The sequence below is a fragment of the Desulfovibrio sp. 6_1_46AFAA genome (assembly GCF_000224635.1).
In the GTDB taxonomy this organism is placed as follows: Bacteria; Desulfobacterota; Desulfovibrionia; order Desulfovibrionales; family Desulfovibrionaceae; genus Desulfovibrio; species Desulfovibrio fairfieldensis.
On sequence record NZ_JH114301.1, the window covers coordinates 132,066 to 156,109 of the forward strand.

The following is a 24,044-nucleotide window of genomic DNA, read 5'->3' on the forward strand; positions in this document are numbered from 1 at the left end:
CGGGGCAAGCCGGGCATGCCAGCGCATGACGCGCGGCACATAGCCCTCAAACCAGGCCATATCGGCTCCGGGCATGGCAAAGGGGGCTATGTCGTTGCAGACCACGCCCGCGTTGTTTTTTTCCGCTGTTTCCAGGCGGCGTTCCAGACACAGGGGATGCCAGAGGTCGTCGGCCTCCAGAAAGGCCGTCCAGCGGCCCCTTGCTTCTGCCAGCGCCAGAGCCAGGGCGGCGGGCAGGCCGTGATTTCTGCCGTCCGCATGGGTCAGCAGGCGCACTCTGGAGTCGCGCGCGGCAAAGCTCCGGGCCACGGCCGGGGATTGGTCCGTGGAACCGTCCTCCACCAGCAGCAGCTCGAAATCCGCCATGCTCTGGCCCAGCACGCCGCGCAGCGCGCCCGGCAGATAGCGGGCGTAGTTGTAGCTGGGCACGATGACCGTGACGGCGGGAGCGGACATGAAAGATCTCCCGGAAGGGGCGCCGCGTGACGGCGGACAGAAGGGAATATGAAAAGCCCCGCCCCCGGAAGGGGCGGGGCTCTAGTTCAGGGCTTAGTGGAAGAGTTAGGCAGGATCTACGATGTCATTATACTCAATGCCGTTCTCGACGCCTTGCAGATGGACAAGAGCGTCTGCTGTGTTAGCGGTGCCAGTGCCGTGGAGAACATAGGTGTCCTTGCCCACAGTGCCAGCTACGTACAACACTGTGGTACTAAGCTTAGCAAGAGCCGCAGTGACGAAAGCAGCCACATCAACTTGGGTAGCTACAGAGACAAAGTTAGCATCCGATCCCGCAGCACCGCCAGTAAAGGCCAAGCCATCTTCAGACGACGCGAAGTCGGTTATCACGGTCGTGACAGTGATCTTGTTATCAGTAGTTTCTCCAGCCGCTGTCTTACCAGCGACAAAGGTGTCGTCTCCAGCACCACCGGTCAGAGTATCAACAAGCGCAGCGTCAAAGGAAGCAACTCCGGCAATAATCTTGTCAGCGCCAACGCCGCCGATCAGGGTGTCGGCTTTGGAGCCAACGCCGGTGATGGTGCTCGTTGCATAGCCCTCAAGGCCGCTGAGATCGATCTTGATGCCGCTGGTGGCGGCAGAGCCGTCCACGGTCACGTCTTCCCCGTTGTTGCCCAGGTTGCCGGAAACGCTGATGTCTTCAGCTTTGGCAGCGGCGGTAATGCTGACGACATCCTTGCCGAGGCCGGTGTTCAGTCTGATGTCGGCGTCATCGACATCCTTCAGGGTAATCGTGTCAACCTGGATGCCGCCGGTCACGTCGATGTCGTCGTAGCCGCCGTTAACCGTGATTGTATTCCCAGCCAGATGACTGCCGACCACTTCCAGCGACGCGCCACCCTTCGCATAGGCGTCGAATTCAGCCAAGAACGTACCCTTCACAGCCGCTGCGTCCACCGCAATGCTGTCGGAGTTGCCGCCGAGATGGGCAACACCAGTGAAAGAAACTGCGCCATTGCTCTTCAGGACCATGTTTTCAATGGACGAAAGATCCGTAGCCGCAGCAAAAGTCAGTGCCACGCTGGACGCGCTGTCCAGGGTCAGGCTTGTGGCCTGGTCGGCGACAAGCGCGCCAGAGAAGGAGGCATTGTCCGCAATGTTCAGAGCGATGCTGGTCGCATCCGCGGCAGTGATGTCGCCAGCCATGCTGTCAACCGTGTCGTCATCGTCGCCCACAATGAGGTTCAGATTGGCCACGTCGGCCACAATCACATCCGCGGCAGCGGCGTTGGTATCCACGAACTGCAGGTTCAGCGCGCTGTTCTGGAAGTCCGCCAGGGTCACGGCAGCGCCAGCGGCATCCAGCTTGACGGTCTGCAGACCGGTGGTCTTGGCGCCGGACAGGGTCAGTGCGGCAGTGTTGTTGCTATCTATGGTCAGGGTTTCCACATTGCCCATCTGCAGTTCCTTGACCCCGCCGTCAAGACCCTGCAGCACGACCTCGTCGTCGCCCGCGCCGCCGTTAATGCTGCAATCGATGGCAGCGTTGATGCCCAGAGTGAGCGTATCGTTGCCGGAGCCGAGGATCACGCTGGCCAGCTTGGAATTGGCGGCGGTGAGGTCAACACTCAGGTCGCCGGTGGCGGCGGACGCGTCCACGCTTTCCAGCGAGGTGTCGGCAAGTGCGGCATTGAGGTCGCCGTCGCCCGTCACTGTCAGCGCCTTGACAGCGTTGCCGCCGTTCAGGGTTACCGCGTTTTCACCGGCGGCGTTGACCGTGAGCTCCTCAATGCCGTTGATGGTAACGGTAACAGGGGTATCCCCCTTGTCCGCATCCACAGTGCCCACATTGTCAAGGCCGAGAGTCAGGGTGTCCGCCTTGCCCTTGACGGCCTCGTCGGCAAATTTGATAATGGCCGCGCCCTTGGCGCGGTCGGCCAGGTTCACAGTAATGTCGGCGGCGGAGAGGTCTTGCAGATTCACCACGCCCGAAAGATTATAGGTCTGCACGCCCTCGCTGCCTTTGCCGCTGAAGGACACGGCGGAGCTGGCGGAAGAATCGAGATTGACGATTTCCACATTTTTCATGTAGCCGTCTTTGAATCCGGTGAAATTCTTGGCCATATCGACGTTGAGTGTGTCGGTGCCCGCGCCGCCGTCGATCATGTCCCCGTCGTTCAAGGTCGCCACACGGCTGGTGCCGGTAGCGCCGTTGATGATTTCGTCGGCGGCCGTGCCGGCGACGGTGTCGACATCCGTAGTCAGATCAAACTGGAACGGCTTGTGGTCCACGGGATAATCGGCCTTGTCGGCCTCATTGGCAGCCGTGCCGGCATAGGTTTCAAAGTGATCAAGCACGCTCATGTTGGCGTCATTGATGGCGGTCTTGATTTCGGCGGCGGTCCAGTCGCTCTTTTCGCCTTCACCGGCTGCGGCGTTCATGGCGTCGGCCTTGGCCTGGCAGTATTTGTCCCCGTCCAGGGCGTAGGAGGGGCTGATGCCTTCCTTGTCGCCATACTGGACATAGTGGCTCCACGCGGACAGACCGGCGCCCTGGATGGCGGCCAGAGCGGAGTCGGCGGTCCAGTCGCTCTTGCCGTCCTGCTTGATGCTGTTGAGCTGCGCGGCTTTCATGGCGAGATATTCGTCAGCGACGAATTCAGCCACCGGGCTCAGGCCCTCATACTGGCCGTACTGTTCGAAATGCTGCTCGGCGGTCAGGCCGTTGGCGGTGAAAGCGGCCTGCACCTCGCTGGTGGTGGCCCAGGGTTTGCCGCCGTTCAGGTCGCCATTGGGGTCAACGACTTTGAGCTGGGCAAGCTTTTCCTTCAGGTAGAAGGACTCATTAAAATAGGATACCATAACTTCCTCCAAAAAAATTTCTGCCGTTGATATCGGCCACTTCCAAACGGGTCCGGCACATGCCGTTCCACTCTCCTGATTTCACGCGTCTAAAGCGAGCAGGGGTGTAACAATAGGGTACACTTTATTGGTGAGGCGTTTGGCGGCGGCGACAGGAAGGAAATGATATGGGGGAAGCGGTTCATCTGGCGGAGGTAGGCCGTGGATGCCGATAGGCTGCTGTGTGGCGGGAGAAAACAGAGATGTGCTGGACGGCCTTCTGGGGGCTTGAGGGTCAGGGCCCCGATATGTGCGAGTAATTCAGGGTGTTTTCAGGACAGCTTACCGTTCAAAGAGTAAACTGCCCTGGTGACGGCGCTCCGGACGGAACGCCGTCAGGAAACTGTTCAGCGCGCCCGCGCAGGAAGGGATTGACGTACCTCGCGCCAGAAGGGAGCGGCGGCGTCCTTGGCTGAAAGCACAGGTGTGGTGCATGGCCAGGCGATGCCGATGTCGGGATCATCCCACCGGAGAGAGCCCTCATCCCGGGGATGGTAAAAATCCGTGCATTTGTAGTGCAGGTGCACAGTGTCGCTCAAGGCGAGAAAACCGTGCGCCATGCCCGGGGGAATCCAGAGCTGATGCTGCTGTCCCGCGTCCAGCGTCACGCCGGTCCACTGTCCGAAGGTGGGCGAATGGGGGCGGATGTCTACCACCACGTCAAAGATCGCGCCCAGGGAAACGTGGACGAGCTTGCCCTGCGGGTGTTCGCGCTGAAAGTGCATGCCCCGCAAAATGCCCCGGGAGGAACGGGAATGATTGTCCTGCACAAAAGGCATGGCAATGCCCGCGTCGGCATAGCGGTCCCGCTGCCAGGTTTCCACAAAAAAGCCCAGCGCGTCGCCGTGCACGTCCGGTTTTATGATGATGACGCCGTCAATGGCGGTGCGTTCCACTTTCATGCACGTTCTCCTCATTGTCCCCACCAGGGCGTTTCAGATTCAGCTTTTGTTCCCTTTTCCCTTGAGAAGATGCCGCAGGCGACGCAGCGGCGCCGTGGCGCGCCACGAGCGCGAGGCAAGGATGGCGGTGTATGCCGCTTCCACGGCCTCAAGGCGCGCTTGCGCCGCGTCATGGCGCTCTTGCAGTTCTGCGAGGTTTTCCCGCAGTTGCGCCGCCAGATCGCTTTTTTCCAGAGGGTAGTCGAAAAACGAACTCTGAGTGGGCGGCAGCGGTCCGTTGCCGGCAAGGGCTGTGAAATACATGGCCTGTTCCGTAAAAGGCATACGCTCCACAGCGCCGTCTTCTTCCCGTTGGCGGAGCAGTAAGGTCTCGCCGCCCGTGCCGCTCAGCAGCGAACCGTACATGACCTTCTGCCCCAACAGGGAAACATGGGCGAAGCGGCTTTTGAGCAGGGCAACGAATTCTTCCCGGCAGAGTTCTTTGACGTGAAAGGGGTTGTCGCCCTGCCTGCTGTATAGCGGCTTGTTGGGCGTGGAGATGATCAGCAGGCCGTCCTGCCGCAAAACCCGTCTGATTTCGCTGAGCATGGCTTCCTGTTCGCTCAGATGTTCCAGCGTTTCAAAGCTGACCACCACGTCCACGGCGGCGTCGGGCTGGGGAATCGTGGCGGCGCTGCCCTGAAGGAAGGCGACCCTGTCCCCGGCGTATTTTTGGGTGGCGGTGGCCACGGCTTCCGGGGAAATGTCCACACCGGTGACGTGCGCGGCGGATTGCGCCAGAATATGCGTGCCGTAGCCTTCGCCGGAGGCGATATCCAGGACGCGCTTGCCGGCGACGAAGCCCGAAGCGAAAAAATAGCGGTGGTAGTGTTCGGCCGCAATTTCTCCCTGACATTGGGGGACAAAACGTTCTCCTGTGAACTCCATGACGGCTCCTAGATGACGTTGAGGCTGATGCACTGCATGGGGATGCCCACCATGCCCGTATGACAGCTGGTGGTGACTGATTTCAGAACCAGAGCGTCGTGCTTCCAGTCATGCTGGATATGCTCCACTTGGGTGCCTTCGGCCACGGCAATGGAAAAGCTGTAGTCTCCGGTTTCGAGGATGGGCATGACGAAGGAAAAGAGCGCACGGGCGCTTTGCCCCCGGCGCAGCAGCACGGGTTTTTCCCGGTAGGCCAGAAAGGTATTGTCCCCGAAGATGTGTTGTCCGAGACGATTTTTGAGAAAAAAACCGATAATGGGGCTGAAGACGTCCTTGTGTGCCCGCACGGTGATTTGCAGAGATACGGGTTCGCCGCCGACCACCCAGTACAGTGGGCGTCCCCTGCCGTCCAGGAGAGCGGCTCCGGTGATGGTGACGCCCTTTTTGCCAAAGTCGGCGCTGCGTTCGTTGAAGGCGAAGACCTGAATGTCATTGCGCAAGTTGCTGGCATTGATGAGATCCGCGCGCATGTCGCGGAAATTCTCGGGCGTGCAAGCACGCTCCCTGTCCTCCGCGTCTTCCTCCTCCGGGGCCGTTTCCGATGCTTCGGCGACGGGGGCACTGGAGCCCTGGTGCGCTTCGTACATGTCTTTCAGATAGGTTTCCGTCACGTCCTTGGGGCTGCCCATCTGCTTTATCCGCCCGTGTTCCATGAGGATGGCCCTGTTGCACAGGCTGTTTACGGCGGCAGTGTCATGGCTGACGAAAAGCGCGGTACGCTCGGCAATGAAGCGGCGCAGGAAGCGCATGCATTTCTGCGTGAAAAAGGCATCGCCTACAGACAGGGCCTCGTCGATGACCAGCACGTCAGCGTCCACATGGGCCACCACGGCAAAGGCCAGACGCACCACCATGCCGCTGGAGTAGCTTTTGACCGGTTGGTCGATAAAGTCGCCGATGTCCGCAAAGGCCACGATGTCGTCGTAGCGGGAGTCTGTTTCCTCCCGCGTCAGGCCGAGGATGGAGGCATTGAGGTAGACGTTCTCGCGGCCCGTGAATTCGGGGTTGAAGCCGCTGCCCAGCTCCAGGAGAGCGGCCACACGGCCTTTCACGTCGATGCATCCCGATGAGGCGGCGAGCGTGCCGGTGATGATTTGGAGCAGCGTGCTTTTGCCCGCGCCGTTGCGGCCGATAACCCCCACGCACTCCCCGCGCCCCACAGTGAAGGAAATGTCCCGCAACGCCCAGAACGGCTCATAAAAACGCCGTCTGCCCCTGAATATCATCTGCCAGAGACGATACGACGGCTTGGGGTATATTTCGAAGAATTTGGAAATGCCGTCCACACTGATGACGGCTCCGGCGTCAGAGCACATCCGCGAATCCTTTCTTCATTTTACTGAAACAGACAAAGCCGATCTGGAATACCGCCAGAGAAAAGAGAAACAGCCACAAACAGACCATATAGTCGGGCTCCTGCCCGTAAAGAAAGAGCTTGCGGGTTTCCTCCACCATGGGGGTCAGTGGGTTCAGCCGCAGCAGCCAGCGCAGGCGTTCCGGCACCATGGCCACGGAATAGAAAATGGGTGTCATGAAAAAGAGCACCTGCGCCACCACTCCCACAAGCTGGGGGATATCCCGCAGATAGGCCCCGAAGGCGGCGATGATGAACGAGAGCCCCGTGCTGAACAACAGCAGGGGCAGCAGGGTCAGGGGCAGCAGGCAGATGGTCCACGGCAAGGATTGCAGAAAAACACAGGCCCCCAGCAGAAGCAGGCAGAACCAGGCCGCGCCGAAGAAAAAGGCCGTGACCACCGTGCAGACCGGCAGCAGCTCCAGGGGAAAGATGACCTTTTTGACAAAACCGGCGTGATTCACGATGAGACTGCCGCTGCTGTTGATGCTTTCGGAAAAAAGATTGAAGACCGCCAGACCGCAGAACATGATCAGGGGAAAGGCGGCCCTGTTCTCGTCCAGAGCTTCCACTCCCCAGCGCGCCTTGAAAATGATGCCGAAAACAAAGGTATAGACCGCCAGCATCATCAGGGGGTGGGCGAAGCTCCATGCCAGACCCAGCACGGAACCGCGATAGCGGGCGCTGATGTTTCTGATGATCAACTGCCGGAACAGGCTTCTGTGACGCCACAGCAGGCGTGGAGCGGCGGATATGTCTAACACGGCTAGCACGAAATATTATACTCCTGTTTTAGTTCGGAATAAGAGCAACCTTCGTTAGAGCATTCCAACGTTGAAATGCTTTAGATGTAGAGCAATTTGCGCTTGAAATTATCGCTTAACGGTGAATTAAATTCGCCTTGCAGTAATTTCTCTGTGCGTATTTTCATTGAAAATCCGCACAGAGCGTTGAGATATCTTTAATATCAAAACGCTCTAACGAAGGTGCCGGTCCGATACCCGTTTTTTGTGGCCATGACAGCAGGCAAGCGCTCAATGGCGTGGGCAAGGCTTCCTTCCACACCAAGAGGTTCGGGCGCAAATTCTTCAAGAGACAAGTTACATGTAAAGAGCTGGCGCAGTGCTTGGGGGCGATACCAGAGCATATTGCCCATGGGAAAAAAAATTTCCGACCGGCAGATTTCAGTGTGCAGGCCCATTCGGCGTAGCAAGGCGGAGGCCAGATTCATTTCGCCCTTCAGACCAGCGGGCGATATGTCGCGGGAGACCATAAAACTCCGTAGTTTTTCGTAGGGAGGAGGAAAAAGGCAACCCAGCTGCGGGTACGCCTGAAAGAGGTCAAGGATATCGCGAACAGCGTCACAGTGAATCAGATTGTCGAAAAGATATGTGCGCCAGCCGTTGCCAAAAGATACATAGCGGGATTCCTTGGCATGAATGTGACAAAACAACTCATATTTGTCCTGAAAGGGGCGCATGCCTAAAACCCACGGCGCTACATCCCTGCCTCGGTTTTGAACCGGCAGGATCATGACAGCGTCAGCATTGGGGATAAAACTGCGGCCAAACAGATGCCTGGCCGTTTGCGCGGATGCAGCGTCTGTTATTGTGATGTAGAGGTCAAAAAAGGTGGGAAAATCCTGGAGATAGCGCACTATTTCAGAGGCAAGAGTCATGTTGTGCAGATGCAGATGCACACCAACACGGGGAGGAACGCTTAACGGCGGACGGTAGGCAATCCGGTTATGCGGCGATTCAAAGCCCGTTCCGGAAAAAGGCGTCGCGTGCGGCAGCAGGTGTTCCACCTTTTTTTCCAATGAGGGGCATTGCTTGTAATATATGGGATCAGGGAACTGAATGTTTTTGAAAATCCGTAGGTTGCAGAACGGCGCCTCCCCCAGAAGATATCGGATGACGGCAAAGATGCCTTCGCCGTTCTCCGGTGCGATATACTTTGCATAGTCACCGAAGCGCTCGCAAAATCCAGCTGCGAACTCGCAACAGGTTTGGTGGACAGCGTCCAGATCCGCTTTCATGGCATCGCTGGCGGCGATATCTTCCAGTACGGGGGTGCCGTCCGCATCAAAATCCACCACACCGCCTTCACAGGGGGAGAAAAGTTCTTCAAGCAAAATACTGGTGGCAGCGTCTTTGTCATCGCTGCCGAAGAGGCGAGTGGTGGAACCACATTCCCTGTCAGCTATCCTATTTTCCGGATCTTCCCAAAAAAATAGTTTATCCACGGGGTTACCGCAGATCGCGGTCAGTGCACGGCCGATGGAGCCGGAGTATCCCAGATCAAAGACGATATGGTGCTGCTCTGCCGCTGACAGAACGCTGCCGTAATATTTTTGTATTCGTGCGCGCTTGTGGTCCAAAAAATTTTCGATGTTTTTTTTCATGCGTCCGAGGACAACTAGGGCCTTTTCTTGTTGTTCAAAAAAGGGTAGAGCTTTTTCTTCATCGGTAAGATTTCGCTCCAGATCCGCAAGAAGCGTGGAACCGGCAAAATGGGCCTTGAGAAAATCATGCAGCGTGTAGTTTGCATCGCCGCAGTGGCGTCTGGATTCGGCGTACTCCTGGAATGACTGGTATAGAAAAGGATAGTATGCCCGCCGCCCCGCATGGCAGTAAACACCTGGAATACCTCTCAGATAATGGCGAGTAATCTCGTACACCTCCCGAGGCAGATAGCCGTCGCGCGAAGCAAAATTGATCTGTTTGTATGTATCTTGAATACGTTTGTCCCGCATAAGGGAGAGGCTATACCCTGTCAGCAGAGGCGCTATTGTCAACGCCGCGAAATGACGCAAGTCTCTTACGTCCGACAGCGGATGGGCATTTTCGTCTTCCCGCCGAAAAAAGGAGTTCAGGCTATAGCCCAGAAGCAGGCTCCAGTACGGGGAGGAGGAGGCACTTCGATCCAAGATCCGCTGTATTCGGTTTTCACCAAAAAATAATCCACCCAGGGCGGAGGGATAATGTACTGCGACAATCCGCGCTCGCACAGCGGCTTCAAAATCAGAAGTATAATCGTCACCAATGTGCAGTATTTCCGAGGGCTGAACGCTCTCTTTACTGATAACTATATTATATAGACTACCAGTACTTTTACGTTGCCTGTAGTCACAAGAAACATATATGGCATCTGGTTCATAGCCATTTTTCCGTAAAATGCCCTTAAGTATGTTGCCGGGCAGATACATGTCTGAAACGGCAATAATCCGCTTCCCCTGACTGACAGCCTCGTCATAAAGTTTTTTGATTTCCGGACGCGGTCCAAGCAAGATGGTTTCGCAGCGAATTTCCTCATCCATGAGTGTTTGCGCCGTCTGCCGGTCGAGCCTGAAACGCTGCTGGATGTCCTCGTAGATTTCATGGATATTTGCGTGGAAGCCAAGCCGCTCCTCAGCCTTCCAACGCATGGCGATGAAATCCAGGTTCAAGCGTTCCTTCACTCTGGCCGCCACCAGATGAAAAATATCCTTGGGATGCAGTACCGGCCGCGTCAGCAGGGTATCGAAAATGTCGAAACTGACGACCTTGATGCTGTTGTTACGCAGCAGATTGTGAACATGAGCTATGGGAACCGGCCGTGTGCTGATGGCGCGTTGTTCGGACGTGTCCCGGCGTCCACTCCAACGGAATATTCTCAGACACTTTTGGGCTGTCAGCCGCAAGCTTCCAGAACGAATAAGTGTGATACCGATCTTCATCGGCCAATAGACGAAGACGGATGTCCACCCTCTGCAGCGAATCAGGTCGGGGGCCTGCTTGACCACCTGAGAAAAAAAGAAGGGAGCCCCATTGTTCAGAGCCGCTGTCCATTTCCGCCAAGACGGGAACACAGATAAGGACGCCGGAAGCAACAGTATGGCGGCAAGATATCGATAGAGCATGGCCATCCCTGCATCAGGAGGATTGTAGTATTCGGACCCTGTATTCTCTGGTCAGTAGTATATCCAGAGCCCGCAGCATGCCGTCGGCTGAAATTTCGCGTGCCAGTTCAGCGTGGGCATATTCGTACTTTCTGATACGTTCAGCGGGGGCGCCCAAGTCAAAGCAGACCAGCGGGAGCCGCATCAGCATAATTTCCTGAACAACATAGCTGAATGTCTCCGGCCAGATGGAAGGAAATAACGCGGCGGCAACCTCATATTTTTTTAAAATTTCTGGTAATTCACATCGATTATATGCGCCATGAAATGTAATCGCACTATGCTGGCAGCCAGCATCATTTCTTCCCAAGACAATCAAACGAAGGGGAAGTTTTTGAGTTTTTATTTTTTCAGCAATCTCAAGTATAATATTTCTCCCCTTACAAATTTCAAAATTTCCAATAAATACAATATGATATTTATTGGATGTGCTACTTGGTTTAATCCAGCTACCTACTAGTGATGGTAGTAATGGAGAATGTTCACATACAGTAATTTTGTCTGATATTTTAAAAAATTTTGTTACTATTTTCATCGTTGATTCTGAAAAACAAGAAATACTATCACATAGTGAAAACAATAAAGACCAGTATTTTCTCCATGTATAAATATCATCTCGGTATAATACTTTATTCCTTTGTATTTTTATACAGTCTTTACATTTTGATTTAGATCCTCCTGAGCAGTACTTATCGTGCGAATCTAACAAGAAGAAAGATGTGCATACACATAAAAAATCATGTAATACGTATTTAATATGAAAATTATGTTGTTTTTTAATTTTGCTCAAAACTTCAATAAATGTTTCAGGTTGTCTTAAAAAAGCAAGATTGTTGATAAATACATATTTTATATTTGCAATTTTAAAAAGACATTCTATATCATTTATGTTTATTGATATGGATATGTCTGAATCAATGAATTTAAATTCGATATTAAAAAATTGAGCTATATCGGTATATGTCAATAATAATACACGCCATCCATCATTTGATAGCTTTTGTACCTGCGATTCTCTATATGCATAAGCTCCATTGCCGCCTTTTTGCCAGTCGATCAGCAGGAGACAGCCCTTGCCCCCATCAGCGAGTAGAAGAGACGCCAAAGCCCTGTAGGGGCTCCAAGGGGCTGTGATCACATGTCTATGCATGTCCGTGATCTGCTTGGGCCAACGCTTTGTGATGATAGCCAAATGTTCCGCGCACAGGAGTGCTTTCTCTTCGGGAAGAAAAGTTCCACCGTGCCAGTGTTGCACAAACAGGTTGGGAACTAGAATATTGTTCCAGCCTCTGGAGTCGGCCCGCATACACCAGTCTGTTTCTTCCCCGTAGCCTTTGCCGAAGGCAAAAGCATCAAATGGCCCGATTTCATGCCAGCAGGCCATGTTGATAGCCATGCAGAAACCGACTCCTGAGTGTATTCTGCATTCTGGCGTTATCTCATCCTTGATGCCGGAAAAAGCGCCGTCCACCTCCTCCAGTGTGAAGGGCGGAATCAGAACATTGTCCTGCCCGGATTTGGGGAAACTGAAAAAAACGGCAGAATTGGAAAACGGCGTTGCTGACGCTATCCTGCCGTTTCCGTTGAAGGGGCGAAGCAGTCGCTCAAGCCAGCCTTCAGGGACGACAATATCTGTATTGGCAATGACGGCCAGAGGTGTCTTGACCATCGACATACCTTTGTTAACCGTCTTTACAAATCCAAGATTTTCGCTATTGCGTATAAGAGAGCAGTTTTTATAATCCTTTATAAAATTTTGTAAAAAAGCGCTTGCGTCTGTATCGCTGCTTGCGTCATCAATAAAAATAAAACATGCTTGAAGTGGACTGCGGTTGATAATGTCTGGAAGAAGTTTTTTCAGATGTGCAAGTCCATTGTAGACCGGCACAAGCACTGTTACCGGCATGACTGTCTCTGCAGCTCTGGGTGATGGTCCATTCCATACATCAAGAACGCGTTGAAACAGAATTATTGCGCCCGGAGAAGAAAATGGGATTATCTGATCAAAAGACGTTAAACCGGACAAACCGTGGCTTTTTATATTCTGTGTCGTCTGGCGTATCGAAATGATAAAACTTTTATTCTGATACAGCCGCAGGGCAAATACAAACATGGACAATGAAAGAAAACTTGCCGGAAAGTCCGGCAAGCGCATCTGTGCTGCTATCTGGCTTGCGTTTTCCAATTGTTTTTTGAAAAAATATTTTATATCTTTTATGCTTTCATATATATTTTTAGCGTCTTTATAATAAACAAAAGTAGATGGGATAAGACAGAAAGCCATCACAATATTGCGCAGATATGAGCCGACAACGAATTTCAGACGTCGTAAAAAAATTATCACTCTGTCCTCCGCATGCCGTTTAGAGCGTTTTGATATTGAAAATATCTCAAGGTTCTGTGCAGATTTTCCGTAAAAATCCGCACTGATAAATTATTGCAAGGCGAATTTACTTCGTCGTTAAGCGATAATTTCAAACGCAAAATGTTCTAGGGCAGCCCCTTACCTCAGCCCCGGATTCTCGCGTCCGATATGGTAAAAGAAGCGGACACGCGCGCTGTGGTATTCGGTCAGGGCGCGGCTGGCGTCGTTTTCGGCCTGGGTCAGCTTGAGCTGGGCGTCCAGCAGTTCGGTGATGGTGCCGGTATTGGTCATGTAGCGTTTGTTGGCCATGGCGTAGCTTTCGCGGGCCGCGTCCACGCCCTGGCGGGAGGCGGCGATGAGTTCCCTGGCGGCCTTGATGTCCAGCAGCGAGCGGATCACGTCGGTGCGCGCGCCGGACATGGCGTCCTCGTAGTCTTTTTGCAGGGACTGGGCCTTTTTGCGGTCAGCCAGGGTGGAAAAGGTTGTTTCGCCGCCGGAAAATATTTCCCAGGAGAAATTCAGCCCTGCCGCCCAGTAGTTGCGGGTGTAGCCCTGATAGCGTTTGTCGTCGTATTCCTTGCTGGAGCTCATATTGTCGTAGGTGGCGTCCACGCGGGGCAGATACTGTCCCATGGCGATGTGCATGTCCTTGTAGGCCACCTCCACCGACTTCCGGGCCATGGCCAGGTCAGGCCGCTGCCGTATGGCAGCTGCGACGGCTTCCTCTTCCGTGTATCCGACGTTGCTGGAGAAATTTTTGAGATTGCCGACATAGCGCGCAGGGCGGTCCGGAGAAAATCCCAGATATCTGTTGAGCTGCACTTCCGCGTTGCGGATGTCGTTGTTGACGCGGATGACCTGCTGCCGTGCGCTGGAAAGCTCGGTTCGGTTCTGGAGCACATTGACGTAAGGGGCCATGCCCACTTTGACGAAGGCCTCCGCGGCCTTGAGCTGGGTTTCAATGCGGGCCACGGCCTCTTCCGCGCTTTTGAGATCCTCGCGGCATTTGAGCAGTTGCAAAAACTGAAGCTGCACGTTGCTGCCCAGTTCCAGACGGGCCTGTCGGTGGCGGGCTTTCTCCACCTCCACCGCGATGCGGGATTTCTGCAGATTGTTCAGATGGGCGAAACCGGCGAACAGGGAGAGCGAGGCCCGAAGACCTTTGGACCAGTTGTCGCTGGTGAGATTGTCGCTGTTGTAGGTCTGCACTTCCTCGTAGTTCTGGACGCGGCTGGTGGTGCCCACCAGGGAAACGCGCGGCCAGAAATAGCTCTGGGCCACGCCCACGTTCAGCCGGGCCTGTTCCAGCAGCAGCATTTTCGCCTCCACGCCGGGATTGGCCTGCATGGCACGGGCCACGGCCTGCTCCATGGTGAAGGTTTCCGCGGCGCGCGGAGCATCCGGTTCCCGGAGCGGCAGCGCGGTGCAGAGCGGCAGCAGCAGAAGGCGAAACCAAAAAAGACGGCAACCTGTGTTCATCTCTTGTATCCTTTGGGCGCGACGGCGCTTCCGGCCCGGCGGCCCGGCGCGGCTTTTTCCAGCAGAAAGCTCTGTCCGTCGGCGGCGGTGAGTGCCAGCGACCCGCCTTCCAGCGACCATGAGCGCACAGAGGACAGCATGCGCGGCAGAGACTCAGCCCCGCAGGCATCCAACATGCGGGCGTCCTCCTTCCTGACGGAGAATGTCAGGTCCGGCCCCCGCAGGGCATAGTCCGCCGTCAGCCGCAGGCCCGGCCCGGTCACTTCCAGCGCGCCTTGCCCTTTGCCCCGCTCGCTGAAAATGCAGGAGGCGGCGGGCAGGCCCGGCAGGGAAGGCAGAAGCCAGACCTCGCCCGCCACCCTGGCGGCAAAGTCCCCGTCTGTAGGCGGGGACCCGGCCTGTGACGGAAAACGGGTGGAAAAACTCCGGATGCGCTGGACGGCACAGCCGTTTTTTGCGGGCAGGACCACCGCATCCACAAAGAGGGGAGCCTCCCCGGGCAGGGCCGCCAGCGCCTCGCCTTCAGCGGGCGCGAACACCCGGCCTGTGGCGCTGTCGGTCAGCGTCGCGCGGCCCGCAATGCGATCCAGCCTGCCCATGATGCTGAAGGACGGCTTGCGGAACGGGACTTTTTTCAGGGCCAGGCTGTGTGGAAATCCGTCGGGCGCGGGGAAGAAATCTCCGTACAGATTGCCGCTTCCGCCGATATTCAGGCTGAGCGCCAAGCCGTAGCGGTTGGTCAGTTGCAGCAAAGCGCCGTCCTCCACCTGCCGCCAGGAACCGGTCATGTCCCGCGTAACGGCTTTTTTGCCCCTGGGCGCGGCAATCTGGCGCAGGACGAAAAAATTGCCGTCCAGCAGATAGAGCTCCACCCGCTGTTCCCCGCCGTTGGCGTGCTCCCCACCCGTGTACAGGCTGGCCGCCTGCAGCGGGACATGGGTGGAAAGGGCGGCGACGGCGGCCTGTGAGACCTGGGGAAGAACCGTCGCCACCCACAGGAGGAAAATTGCGGCAAAGCGGTACATGCTCATTCCCTCAACGCCCTGTCCCAGTTTTTGAGCAGCGGCTCCATCATATAAAAGAGAACCGTGCGCTGCTGGGTGGTGATGAAAACCGTGGCGGGCATGCCCGGCGAAAGGTAGAGTTTGGCCTCTTTCAGGGCCTTGGGATCGATTTCCACATAGCAGAGATAGTAGGGCATCACGCCCGCGCCGGTGCGTTCTTCCAGGCGGTCGGCCGAAATGTAGGTGACCTTGGCCGGCATGTGCGGGATGAGCCGGGTGTCAAAGGCGTCGAGCTGCACCAGGGCGTCCTGCCCGATGTGGACTTCCGTGATCTTGTTGACCGGCACATGGGTTTCCACAATCAGGGGATTGTCGTGGGGCACGATGTCCATGAGCGGCTCGCCCGGACGCACGACCCCGCCCTTGGAATGCACCTTGAGGTCCACCACGCGCCCGCCTACCGGGGCCACGATCTGCAGGCGCCTTTTTGCGTCCTTGAGCGGGCGGAGGCGCTCGCGGGTCTGGATGATGTCGTTTTCAAGTTTGCCGAGGGAGCTGGTGGCTTCTTCCACAAAACGCACTTTCACGTCCTCGATGCGCAGATGCAGCTCGGCGGCCCGCTGTTTGGCCTCGGCAATGGACTGTTTGAGGCGCCCCCGGTTGCCCTGATGGCTGGCCAGGGTACGTTCCAGCTCCAGAATCTGCGATTTTTCCAGATAGCGCTCATTATAGAGCTGCCGCTTGGCGCGCAGTTCTTCGTTAAGCGTGCCGATAATGGCCTGCTCGGCCTTGACCTGATCGTCAAAACCGGCCACTTGGGCGTCCAGCTGAGCAAGCTGGGTGTTCAGCAGGGAAATCTGCGCGTTGAGAGCCTCCCGCCGGGCGGCGAAAATTTTAGCCTCGTTGTCCAGCACGTCCAGGCTGTGGCGCTCTTCGGCCATGCGGCGCAGATCGTCGGGCCAGTGCAGTCCCGCTTTCAGATCCTTTTCGGCGGCCAGCCGGATTCCGGCGGCCTGCTGGGCCACAAGCTGCTTTTGCAGCATACTGGCGCTGGCGTCGATCTGCACGGATTCCAGCAGGATGAGAGGCCGGCCCGCCGCCACTTCCTCGCCTTCGCGCACCAGAATGGCGTCCACAATGCCGCCTTCAAGATGCTGCACGGTTTTGCGTTCCGTTTCGATCTTGATCTTGCCCGGCGCCACCACGGCCCCGCTGATGTGGCCGAAAACCGACCAGATTCCCAGCGCCCCGAAAAAAAGGCCCACCACCAGAAGCCCCTGGCGGATGATGCGGCGGGGGTCTTCCACATTTTCGCCCTTGGCGGCCTGGCGTTTTTCCGCGGCGCTGACGATGGGCTTGATGACGCTGGTTTCAATGACGGCCAGGGCCCTGCTCAGTTGCTTACGCATGTTCAGGCTCCCCGTCGCCGCTTTGCAGTTCATCGGGATTTTCCGGGGAGGCGGCCTTGCGCCTTTCCAGCGCCTCCCGCAACAGTCTGGCTTTGGCCGCTTCCTCGCGCTGCTGTTTCTGGAGCTCCGCCAGCTTGGCCAGCACTTCCTGACGCGCCCCGCACAGGGCAATCTGTCCGTCCTGCACCATCATGATGTTGTCCACAATGGAAAGGATATTGGGCTTGTGGGTTACCAGAATCAGGGTGGTACGCTGTTGCTTGAGATGCAGCACGGCCTGCGCCAGCGAGGCCTCGCCCTCTTCGTCCAGATTGGAGTTGGGCTCGTCCAGCACGATAACGCGCGGATCGCCGTACAGGGCGCGCGCCAGGCCGATGCGCTGGCGCTGTCCGCCGGAAAGGGCCGCGCCCTGGTCGCCGATCTGGGTGTCGTAGCCCTTGGGCAGGGCCAGAATCATTTCATGCACGCCCGCCATCCGGGCCGCCTTGATGACCTTGGCGGAATCCACCTCGCCGAGCCGGGCGATATTTTCCGCCACGCTGCCGGAAAACAGCTCCACATCCTGCGGCAGATAGCCGAGAAAGGGGCCGAGCTTTTCCGAATCCCAGGAAGCCATGTCCGCGCGGTCGATGCGCACTTTGCCGCTTGTGGGCTCCCAGATGTTCAGCAGCAGCTTGCAGAGGGTGGACTTGCCCGCCGCGCTGGGGCCGATGATGGCCAGGGACTGCCCGGCGGGCATGCGAAAGGATATGCCCTTGATGATGGGCCGTCCCCCGGCGGCGAAATAGAGATTTTCGGCGGTCAGCTCGCCCTGCGGTTCCGGCAGGTCCATGGCCGGGAGAGGGCGCGGGGCGTCGAGCAGGGTCTTCAGGCGGCCATAGGCTCCCCGGGCTTCCAGAGACTGCTTGTAGGTGGCCATGGCCTGATCAATGGGCGCGAGCGCGCGGCCCATGACGATGGACGCGGCGATCATGACCCCGGCCGTGGATTCGTGCATGACCGTCAGATACGCGCCCACGGCGTAGATCAGCACCTGCAGGCCGACCCGCAGGGATTTGCTGACCGCGTGGATCAGGCCCGCGCTGCGGCTGGCCCGCGTCTGGAGTCGGATGATCAGGTCGTTGACCTTGCCCCAGCGCGCCGTGACATTGCCGATCATGCCCATGGAGCGCACGATGCTGGCGTTGCGCATGGCCGCGCCGGTAAGATTGAAGGAATGGGCGTTGAGATGGCTTGCCGCTTCCAGACGCTTGCGGGTCAGCCGCTCGGTGAGGACGCCCAGAATCAGGACCAGCAGGCCGCCTCCCACAGCCACCATTCCCAGCGAGGGATGCAGGATGAAAATCAGGGCGAAATAGATGGGCATCCAGGGCACGTCGAAAAACGCGAATACCGCGTTGCCGCCCAGAAAATTGCGCAGGCTCTGCACGTCGCGCAAATTGCCGTTCTGCTCGGCAGGTTTGCCGGCAGGCGCTCCCGCGTTTTGCAGATTCAGCTTCAACACGTCGCGGCTGAGCATGTGGTCGAACTCAATGCCGGCCCGTACCAGCAGGCGTGAGCGGATCCACTCCAGCAAAGCCATGACCACCAGCGCGATGACGGCGGCGATGGTGATGACCGCCAGTGTCGAAAGATTGTAGCTGGTCAGCACCTTGTCATAAACCTGCAGCATGTAGATGGAAAACGTCAGCTGCAGAATATTGACGAACATACTGAAGAAGAAGGCATATCCGAAGAAATACCGGCACGAGCGCAGAAAATCTTGCATGAAGAGGCACTTTCCTTAGCCGCCGGGCACAGGAAAAGAAAGCACGGAAGGAGAGAATGCCTTTCCATGGCCGACGGGCGCGGCGAAACGAGCGGTGACGCCGTTGGGGGTTCAATACGGCGCAGACTATAATTTCAGGGGAAGGCTTTGTCCAGAGGTAAATTGCACAAACACCTAGTGGCCGAAATCTTACCAGATTCGGCCTCAACAGACTAGAAAACTTTCATTTCCTACTTATCTATCAATTCCATGCGGCATTCATTGCGAATACCCTGTCCGACAGAAGAACTCATGCCGAACTTTCGTGCTCATGCTCGTGTATTGAACCGGAAAGCGCCCGGCGTCATGCAAACGCCCGAAGAATGTCTTTTACGGGAATCCGGCAGCAACAAGAAAAAAATGCGACCGCCGAGGTGAACGTCAAAACGCGTTGCCGGGTTTTAATGAGGTACACCTCTATGAGACACCGCTCAAAGACGTTCCAGCAATAACCCTCCGGTATGAATTTGTCAACTTTTTCTTTGAGGCTGATTCCTCATCCCGTTCAGGTATGGGTTCGTCGCTCCCGGCCATGCCACGGGGATTCATGACGCAGGCCCGTACAGCCTTTTCGGGAATCCCGGACGGAGCGCATGCCGCCTTCCTCGTTCTGGCGCAGCGATCTGTAGATGGTCTGGCGGGACACCCCATATTCCTCCGCGATGCGGCTCACGGACTCTCTTGCAATGCGCCGGGAGATTTCTTCCAGTTGCTCCGCTGAAAGCGCACGCTTGCGCCCTTTATATTTACCCTTCGCCTTGGCGATGGCAATGCCTTCCCGCTGGCGCTCACGAATAAAAGCCCGTTCGAATTCAGCCACAGCGCCGATAATCTGCAGGTGCAGTTTTTGAAAGGGCGAGCTGTCGCTTGAAAAAGTCAGTTTCTCTTTGTGAAACCGCACTGTGACGCCCCTTTCGGCCATTTCCGAAAGCAGCAGAAGCAGATCCTGCAAATTTCTCGTCAATCTGTCGATGCTGTGGACATGCAGCGTGTCACCATGTTGCAACGCCGTAATGCACTTCTGCAATTCAGGCCGGTTCGTGTCTTTGCCGCTGATCATATCCGTATATATCTTTTCAAGACGGACTCCATCCAGCTGTCTGTCTGTATGCTGATCGTATGAGCTGACCCTGATGTAGCCTATATCCATAGCTTTCTCCCGCATGCGTTATTCCATGAGGATATAACGAGATGCTCTGTCATCTCATTTGGTATGCAATGCGAAGCAGATATTCTTTTTTTCTTGTATATCTCATCTTTTGTATTATTCATAATTCATTTTAAATCTATTTGTTTTTAATAAAAATAAAAAATAATATATAATTGGGTTATAAAATAGAATTTCTAATTTTGTAACAATAGGGTGTACCCTATTGTTACACTTTTGCGGGCATCTTGTGTGTGGCTGAAGCTAAGGAAGGGTGGGCTTCAGGCCGAGCATAGTGCGATTATCTGTATAGGATTATTGTAAAAAATGAGAAGTTAGGCTTCTCGACTTTTAACTCTCTGGAGGAAAACACATGGCTGTTGAAGTTCCTACTTGGTTTGAGGAAAAAAATTATCTTAATAATAAAGCGGTGCAGTTGAACGCCACCAAGTTCAACGATAGAACCGATTGGACTGCGGATTCGGCGCTGGCCGCCATTGAAGCCGCGGGCATGAGCGCCTACGAGCATTTCGTCGCCTACGGCAATGCCGAGAACATCAGCCCCAATCCCATGTTCAACGTGGCGGAATACCTCGCGGCCAAGGCGGCACAGCTCAACAGCGACCCTGACGAGCCAAAATCCGACTGGACCGAGGCCGACGTACTGGCGGCATTCAACGACGCCGGTCTGACTGCTTGGGATCATTACACACAATACGGCATGTATGAAGGGATCAACCCCTCCAATCAATTTGACACCAGCGGCTACTTCACAGCCAAGCTGGCGCAGCTTCAGGCTGCCGAGCCGGATAAGGGCTGGACAGAAGAATCCATGCTGGCCGCCTTTAAGGAAGCGGGCCTCAACCCCTTGGAACATTATGCCCAGTACGGCAAGGATGAAGGCCTTTCCGTTCCCCCGGTGCCGTCCGACGAACGGGTCGTCACGGATTTTGATCCCTACACTCCTTCCAATCCGGGCGAAACTTTCACCCTGACCACCGGCACCGACCACATTACGGGCACAGCCGACGACGACGTGATCAACGGCGTGGCCTCCTCTCTGACCGCCGACCGCACCCTGAACAGCGAAGACGTCATCGACGGCGCGGAGGGCAACGACACTCTGAATGTGGCCATGCAGGGCAATTTCTCCGGCTTCACCACCGGCTCTATGACCAATGTGGAAAAGGTCGTGTTGACCAATGAAGGAAGCATCGCCCGCGGTTTCTCGGCCAAGGGCGTTGACGGTGTAAAAACCTGGACGCTCAACGACACGGGCGCGGCCGTCAATCTTGCTGATCTTTCCGCCGCCGGCGTCACCGTCAATGTGCAGGGCCTCAAGGCGGGCTCGACCAGCATCGGCTTTACCGCTGACGCGGTGCAGGGCGATGCCGACGCGCTGACCCTGGGCCTCAATAACGTGGGCACCGCCAAAGACGGCGACACAGCCGCCAAGCATGTGGCCGTTACCGCCAACGGCATTGAAAATCTGGCCGTGAAGGTCACGGGCGACAACTATGCGGATCTGAGCGCCGCCGCTTCCAAAACCGTAACCGTCTCCGGCTCCGGCAATCTGGATGTCAACAATGTCGCGGGTATAACCGGCTTCGACGCTTCGGCCCTCAGCGGCAATGTGACGGCCGATCTGAGCGATGCCATGGGGCTGGCGACCGTCAAGGGCGGTTCCGGCGACGACACCATTACGGTGGCAGGCCTTGCCGCCAACGCCGTTCTTGAAGGCGGAGCCGGCAATGACAGCCTGATTCTGCAAGGCGTCAACGGCACCCTGCAACCCACCATGTCCGGCTTTGAGAATATTACGGCCGATGGCGGCACGCTCACCCTTTCCGGCAAAAACATGTCCGACTTCAATTCCCTGACCGTGAAGAATGGCGCGGATGTGACTTTGGCCAATATGGACGCCTCCACCTTCACCGTCACCGCGTCGGGAACTACGGCTGGTTCCGTTTCGTTGAACGCCGCCACCGCGCTTACCTATAACACTGTGGCCAGCAAGACCGACAAAACCGCCGACAGCGTCAGCACCACCGTGGCCGCCTCCAAGGCCACCTCGGCCACGGTCAACGTGGGCGAATACACTCAGGTGAACGGGGCGCTGAGCTTTGGCGCCGCTGCGGATGTGACCGTGAATGTGGCCAGCGGCCTGGGCAGCGACGGCAAGGCCGAAATGACCTCTTTTGGCGGTACCCTGACCGCGAACAAAGCCCAGAGCCTTACCATTGATGCGGAAGGTCTGCTGAAGGCTTCCATCTTCAATGTGGGCGCGGCCAGTTCCGTGCTTGTGGATGCCGCCCAGGGTAGCGGCACGGATGTGGTGAATATTCAGGCGAGCAAGGCCACTGACGTGAGCATCACCGCCGGTTCGGCTATGGATATCACCGGCAGCTCTTTCTCCAGCGCCCAGAACGTGACCCTGGCCGCGAACAAAGGGCATCTCTCCGGCGGCGTGGCACTGGGCGCCGTCAACCAGCTCACCCTTTCCGGCGCGGATGCGACTTCGCAGGTGACGCTGGGTGCTCTGGGCTCTCTCACGCAGGAATACGGCATCACAGTGGACGCCAGCGGCCTGGAAGGCGGGTTGACACTGGGTAATACTGGCGCCGGAACCGGTGATGTGGCCTTGAATCTTGCCGACGTGACGGGTGCCGCCAAGGTCGGTACCGTGGGCGGCAACAATGTGACCATCCACGCCGCCCAGCTCGGCACGACCGTTGTGGGCAACATTACCGCCACCGGAGATGTGAACATTGACGCCATGGGCGTGCTGGGCGGCAACGCGACAGACGCTGCCTTTAAAGCGGGCGTTACCACCGGCAAGACCATCACGGTGAACTTCGACGGCAACAGCGATATGACCTTTGGCACGCTTGGAGGCAACACCGTGAACCTGGACGCCTCCGGCTATCTGGGGGCCATCGTTGCCAGTAACAGCAGCGGCGTTGATGCAGCCATCGGCGCGATTACGGCGGATACGGTCGTCATCAAGGGTTCCGAAATTGGCGCGAACACCTTCAGTTCCATGGTTACTGATACCCTTACCTACACCGGCGGGCTGGGTGTGGATACCGTATCCCTTACCGGCAAGGGCGCTGGCACCACGATGAACGTATCGCTCGACACCGGCGCGGGCGATGACGTTGTGACGATCAAAGCTCACGCCAACACCACCGGGATCAAGGTCACCGGCGATATGGGCGGCGACACTGATACTATAGCAGTGATCGATGGGAGCAGTATTACCTCCATCGACCTCAGCGGCCTGCGAGGTTACAGCAGTAGCGCTATTACTGCTACCGCAGGGGGTACGCTGATCGGTGGCGCTGGCGATGACACATTCACTCTCCATGGTGCAGCCTCTGCTGGTGCAACTTCCACGTTTACGCTCACAGGCGGCCTTGGAAAGGATACATATGCTCACAGCGCCGCCCTCGGTAAGACGATAATGACTGTGACCGAGGCCGACTTCAATGTGGCAGAAGGTGATAATTTCACCGGCTTTAGCGCAGTCCAGCTGAACGCGGATCAGGTTGTCACATTCCTTGCTACAATTGGTATCACAGCTGACCCGGCTGACATTACGTTCGCTGATGGAGCAAATGCGAAACAGGCCGTTTATATGGGCAACTCTTATCTCTTAACCGCTACCGCCATAGACGATACTGAGAGCGCCATCCAGTTACTGGGCGTCACTGCGGATGTCACTGACCACATCGCCTAATCCTCCCACTAACTTCTGATCCAGAGCCCCGCCCCCATCGGGGGCGGGGCCTTCTCTTTCCCTCATTCCGCATCCGCCGCCGCGCGGCATCCCTTCCGGGAGATCTTTCATGTCCGCTCCCGCCGTCACGGTCATCGTGCCCAGCTACAACTACGCCCGCTATCTGCCGGGCGCGCTGCGCGGCGTGCTGGGCCAGAGCATGGCGGATTTCGAGCTGCTGCTGGTGGAGGACGGTTCCACGGACCAATCCCCGGCCGTGGCCCGGAGCTTTGCCGCGCGCGACTCCAGAGTGCGCCTGCTGACCCATGCGGACGGCAGAAATCACGGCCTGCCCGCCGCCCTGGCTCTGGCGCTGGCAGAAGCAAGGGGCCGCTGGACGGCCTTTCTGGAGGCCGACGACCTCTGGCATCCCCTGTGTCTGGAACGCCGCCTGGAAACAGCGGAAAAAAACAACGCGGGCGTGGTCTGCAACGACATAGCCCCCTTTGCCATGCCCGGAGCCGATATGGCCTGGTTTGAGGGCTATGTGCCGCGCGTCATGCGCTGGCATGCCC

The 24,044-nt window shown here is 56.7% G+C and carries 15 protein-coding genes; 2 read left to right on the forward strand and 13 right to left on the reverse strand.

Features of this window, described 5'->3' with window-relative positions; all coding sequences use genetic code 11:
• The 13 genes from HMPREF1022_RS04095 to HMPREF1022_RS04150 form a co-directional block, all read right to left on the reverse strand.
• Nucleotides 1-456 (reverse strand): glycosyltransferase family 2 protein (locus HMPREF1022_RS04095; RefSeq protein ID WP_009301991.1); only part of this gene is annotated, 456 nt, incomplete at its 3' end.
• A 105-nt stretch (nt 457-561) separates the two neighbouring features.
• Nucleotides 562-3,318, reverse strand: a complete 2,757-nt coding sequence (locus HMPREF1022_RS04100; RefSeq protein WP_009301992.1) for a beta strand repeat-containing protein — start codon at nt 3,316-3,318, stop codon at nt 562-564.
• A gap of 386 nt (nt 3,319-3,704) precedes the next feature.
• Nucleotides 3,705-4,259: a dTDP-4-dehydrorhamnose 3,5-epimerase gene (gene rfbC, locus HMPREF1022_RS04105; RefSeq protein WP_009301993.1), complete on the reverse strand. Its 555-nt coding sequence runs from the start codon at nt 4,257-4,259 to the stop codon at nt 3,705-3,707.
• Nucleotides 4,260-4,298: 39 nt separating this feature from the next.
• Entirely contained in the window at nt 4,299-5,186 is an 888-nt protein-coding gene (locus HMPREF1022_RS04110) for a class I SAM-dependent methyltransferase (RefSeq protein WP_009301994.1), read from the reverse strand.
• An 8-nt stretch (nt 5,187-5,194) separates the two neighbouring features.
• Nucleotides 5,195-6,562 carry an ABC transporter ATP-binding protein gene (locus HMPREF1022_RS04115; protein ID WP_009301995.1) on the reverse strand — a complete coding sequence of 456 codons (1,368 nt, stop codon included), beginning with the start codon at nt 6,560-6,562 and terminating at the stop codon, nt 5,195-5,197.
• Nucleotides 6,552-7,373: an ABC transporter permease gene (locus HMPREF1022_RS04120; RefSeq protein ID WP_009301996.1), complete on the reverse strand. Its 822-nt coding sequence runs from the start codon at nt 7,371-7,373 to the stop codon at nt 6,552-6,554. The genes HMPREF1022_RS04115 and HMPREF1022_RS04120 overlap by 11 nt, the downstream gene beginning before the upstream one ends.
• Before the next feature lie 194 nt (nt 7,374-7,567).
• The gene (locus tag HMPREF1022_RS04125; RefSeq protein ID WP_009301997.1) at nt 7,568-10,501 is read right to left on the reverse strand and encodes a rhamnan synthesis F family protein; all 2,934 of its coding nucleotides are present in this window, start codon (nt 10,499-10,501) and stop codon (nt 7,568-7,570) included.
• 13 nt (nt 10,502-10,514) lie between these two features.
• A complete protein-coding gene (locus HMPREF1022_RS17025; RefSeq protein ID WP_009301998.1) occupies nt 10,515-12,884 on the reverse strand; it encodes a glycosyltransferase in 2,370 nt (789 codons plus the stop codon).
• 159 nt (nt 12,885-13,043) lie between these two features.
• Nucleotides 13,044-14,384 (reverse strand): TolC family protein, encoded by a 1,341-nt coding sequence (locus HMPREF1022_RS04130; RefSeq protein WP_009301999.1) that lies wholly within the window; start codon nt 14,382-14,384, stop codon nt 13,044-13,046.
• Nucleotides 14,381-15,409 carry a hypothetical protein gene (locus HMPREF1022_RS18445; protein WP_009302000.1) on the reverse strand — a complete coding sequence of 343 codons (1,029 nt, stop codon included), beginning with the start codon at nt 15,407-15,409 and terminating at the stop codon, nt 14,381-14,383. The genes HMPREF1022_RS04130 and HMPREF1022_RS18445 overlap by 4 nt, the downstream gene beginning before the upstream one ends.
• A 2-nt stretch (nt 15,410-15,411) precedes the next feature.
• Entirely contained in the window at nt 15,412-16,797 is a 1,386-nt protein-coding gene (locus HMPREF1022_RS04140) for an HlyD family type I secretion periplasmic adaptor subunit (RefSeq protein WP_009302001.1), read from the reverse strand.
• Entirely contained in the window at nt 16,790-18,565 is a 1,776-nt protein-coding gene (locus HMPREF1022_RS04145) for a type I secretion system permease/ATPase (RefSeq protein ID WP_009302002.1), read from the reverse strand. The genes HMPREF1022_RS04140 and HMPREF1022_RS04145 overlap by 8 nt, the downstream gene beginning before the upstream one ends.
• Before the next feature lie 544 nt (nt 18,566-19,109).
• Nucleotides 19,110-19,769 (reverse strand): recombinase family protein, encoded by a 660-nt coding sequence (locus HMPREF1022_RS04150; protein WP_442852259.1) that lies wholly within the window; start codon nt 19,767-19,769, stop codon nt 19,110-19,112.
• A 355-nt stretch (nt 19,770-20,124) separates the two neighbouring features.
• Here HMPREF1022_RS04150 and HMPREF1022_RS04155 point away from each other — a divergent pair, with 355 nt between their 5' ends.
• Nucleotides 20,125-23,490, forward strand: coding sequence for a beta strand repeat-containing protein (locus HMPREF1022_RS04155; RefSeq protein ID WP_009302004.1), 3,366 nt, complete (start codon nt 20,125-20,127; stop codon nt 23,488-23,490).
• Between the two features lie 109 nt (nt 23,491-23,599).
• A partial coding sequence (locus tag HMPREF1022_RS04160) for a glycosyltransferase family 2 protein (RefSeq protein ID WP_009302005.1) occupies nt 23,600-24,044 on the forward strand: 445 nt, incomplete at its 3' end.